This window comes from Streptococcus mitis (assembly GCF_047459985.1).
GTDB lineage: Bacteria > Bacillota > Bacilli > Lactobacillales > Streptococcaceae > Streptococcus > Streptococcus mitis_DZ.
Map to the genome: position 1 here is coordinate 1 of NZ_JASHHD010000031.1, position 3,148 is coordinate 3,148.

The 3,148-nt window shown below is 38.9% G+C and carries 3 protein-coding genes; all 3 read right to left on the minus strand.

What is annotated here, in order from left to right; genetic code table 11:
• Positions 1-196: 196 nt before the first annotated feature.
• The 3 genes from ftsX to prfB all read right to left on the minus strand — a co-directional run bounded on the left by ftsX (position 197) and on the right by prfB (position 2,921).
• Positions 197-1,123 (minus strand): permease-like cell division protein FtsX, encoded by a 927-nt coding sequence (ftsX, locus tag QM959_RS09380; RefSeq protein ID WP_414372855.1) that lies wholly within the window; start codon positions 1,121-1,123, stop codon positions 197-199.
• Positions 1,116-1,808: a cell division ATP-binding protein FtsE gene (ftsE, locus tag QM959_RS09385; protein ID WP_414372856.1), complete on the minus strand. Its 693-nt coding sequence runs from the start codon at positions 1,806-1,808 to the stop codon at positions 1,116-1,118. Before ftsE ends, ftsX begins: the two co-directional genes overlap by 8 nt.
• A gap of 17 nt (positions 1,809-1,825) precedes the next feature.
• Positions 1,826-2,921, minus strand: a protein-coding gene (gene prfB / locus QM959_RS09390) for a peptide chain release factor 2 (protein WP_414372857.1) whose coding sequence is annotated in 2 segments (ribosomal slippage) — positions 1,826-2,848 and positions 2,850-2,921 — 1,095 coding nt in all. Because the reading frame shifts where the segments join, the coding sequence is not laid out codon by codon here.
• Positions 2,922-3,148: the final 227 nt, after the last annotated feature.

A 3,148-nucleotide genomic window follows, 5' to 3' on the forward strand; every position in this document is an offset into this window, starting at 1 on the left:
GCTATATAACCAAGCATGATTAAAACCAGTGGAACTTACCTTGACACGGATTGCCACTGGTTTTTAGGGTTTTTATCAGACTAACTTCCACTTGAATTAGCGATGGAACTTAGTTTGGGAATTTAGCCTTTTTTCTAAAATTTTTGTAGCAAAAAAGGAGATATTAAAATCTCCTCAAATATACTTCTATTTTATTTTAGATTTTCAGGAATCGGCGCATTGAAATTCCTGATCCTATTGAACCGATAAAAATTCCAATCACAAATAATAGAGCAATCATCAGTGGACTGAATATTTCTGGTGATATCATTGAAAGGTTCTGACCAACCAATGACTTATTAACCGATTGGTAAACCATTTCATAGACAATAAATACCAGAACTGATGGAAGGGTTGCTCCAAACAAACCAATGAAGGCACCTTCAAGCAAGAATGGTCCGCGGATATATCCATTCTTAGCACCTACTAAACGCATAATTTGAATTTCACGACTGCGTGAAATAATGGTGATACGAATAGTATTAGAAATCAAGAACACTGCAATGAAAATCAATAATCCCGCGATAACTAGTCCCCAGACACGAATAAATGAGGCTAACTTAAACAAGCGTTCTGTATTAGCACCACCATCTTGAACTTCTGACACACCTTCAATTTTTTTAGCTTCTTCCGCTACTGTCTTTACATCACTTGGTGTATTGGTATCAACGATATAGGCATCATAGAGAGGATTGGCATCCCCTTCAAAGATTTTCCAGTTGTCCCCCATTGTCTCGGTTAATTTTTCATATTGTTCTTCTTTACTTGAAAACGTAACACTTTTAACGGTTGACATACCTTTCAAAGCATCGTATACCTTATGGTAGTCGCTATTTGTAACAGTCTGACCTTCTTTTTCAATCGTCTCACTATTATCAGCTACATCCTTACGAATGTATACCATTACTCGGACATTATTTTCAATATCTGTAGCTAGTTTAGCCGTATTAAAGATAACAGATGCAAATATTGCAACCAAGGTCAAAGTAATCATAACTGAACTGACAGCAGCTACTGTCATCCAGCCATTTCGTTTCAAACTTTTTAATGATTCAAATAAATGACGAAAAAATCTACTAATCATCGTATCCATATTCTCCTTTAGCTTCGTCACGAACGACACGACCATTTTCAATGGCAATGACACGGTGGCGCAAGGTATTTACAATCTGACTGTTGTGTGTAGCCATCAAGACAGTTGTACCTTGGAGATTGATGCGTTCCAACAAATTCATGATTTCCCATGAATTATCTGGGTCCAAGTTCCCTGTTGGTTCATCAGCTATCAATACTTTGGGATTGTTTACAATAGCACGCGCAATCGCAATCCGTTGTTGCTCTCCCCCCGAAAGTTCATTTGGGAAAGAACGAACCTTATGCTTCAATCCAACCAAGTCTAAGACTTCCATAACCCGTTTTTTGATATTACGGCGACTTTCTCCAATTACCTCCATTGCATAAGCAATATTTTCATAAACAGTTTTCTTTGGTAACAGTTTATAATCTTGGAAGACAACCCCAACACTACGACGTAGGAGAGGGACATCTTTCTTCTTAATTTTAACCAGATTAAAACCAGCTACAGTTAAGCTTCCTTTTTCGATTTTTACTTCGCGGTACAAAGCTCTAATGAATGTTGACTTCCCTGCTCCTGAAGGACCTACGATATAAACAAATTCCCCCGGTTGAACGCTGACCGAAACACCGCGTAGGGCAGTCGTTCCATTGTCGTATTTTTTGATGACATCTCTCATTTCAATGATTGACATGTGAGTTCCTTTCTATCTTAGCTGATGCGCCACTTGAGATAGGCATCAATGAAACCATCTAGGTCTCCATCCATAACTTTATCTACCTGAGCAACCTCAAAGCTAGTTCGGTGATCTTTTACCATAGTATATGGCGTGAAAACATAAGAACGGATTTGACTTCCCCATGTGATTTCTTTTTTCTCACCCTTGAGGGAATCTACCTCCGCGGCTTTCTTCTCTTGCTCCATTTGATAGAGCTTGGCCTGCAACATCTTCATAGCTCGATCTCTATTTCCATACTGGGTACGATCCACTGTTGATTGGACAACAATTCCAGTTGGAATGTGAGTTAAACGTACACCTGTTGAAACCTTGTTGACGTTTTGTCCACCGGCACCACCTGAACGGAAGGTATCCATCTTGATGTCATCTTCTCGGATTTCCACTTCAATGGTATCGTCCAACTCAGGCATCACTTCTACAGATGTGAAAGAGGTATGACGACGTTTGGCAGAGTCAAATGGTGAGATTCGCACCAAGCGGTGAACACCCATTTCTGACTTGAGAAGGCCATAGGCATTAGGGCCTTCAAATGATAGAGTTACCGACTTAATACCAGCTTCATCTCCTGCTTGGTAATCCAAAACTTCTACTTTAAAGCCTTTGGCATTTCCATAGCGAGTGTACATACGAAGCAACATATCACCCCAATCCTGAGCCTCTGTACCACCGGAGCCTGGATGGATTTCCAAGATGGCATTATTGTGGTCATAAGGTTCTGACAAGAGAAGGGTCATCTCGTAACTGGTCATCATCTTATCAAGCTCTGACAACTTTTCAACCAGCTCTTCATGCACTGACTCATCTTCAGCTAAAAAGTCTAATAAAATTTCAACTTCATCCTGCAAATCTTCCATTTTGTGGAAGGTGTTATAGGTGTTTTTTAATTCATTTAATTCTTGCGACGTTTTTTGGGCCGCGATATTATCGTTCCAAAAATCAGGTTCTGTCATCTTATTTTCCAAGATGGCAATCTCTTCCTCTAGACCTTCGAGGTCAAAGAGACCCCCTGAAAGAAGCTAATTTTTCACGATTTGCGTCAATTTTCTGACGAATTTCTGAAATGTCCATAAATACTCCTTTTTTGTATCATTTTATTATACCATATTCTATCATTTCTTTCCATCTTTTGCTCTAATCCATTATTAGACATAAAAAGAAGCCTTTCGGCTTCAGAATGTAGACAAACGTCATTTTTGGCGTTTGTCTTTTTTGCTTTTCAAAAATATTTTGTCTTATCATCTGATATTCCAACCAAAAACCGGATTTAGAACAAAATAAAAAGGGATATTCGCTAT

Coding starts and splice junctions, on each gene's coding strand:
- ftsX (WP_414372855.1), bottom strand. CDS start 1,123: ATGATTAGTAGATTTTTTCGTCATTTATTTGAATCATTAAAAAGTTTG.
- ftsE (WP_414372856.1), bottom strand. CDS start 1,808: ATGTCAATCATTGAAATGAGAGATGTCATCAAAAAATACGACAATGGA.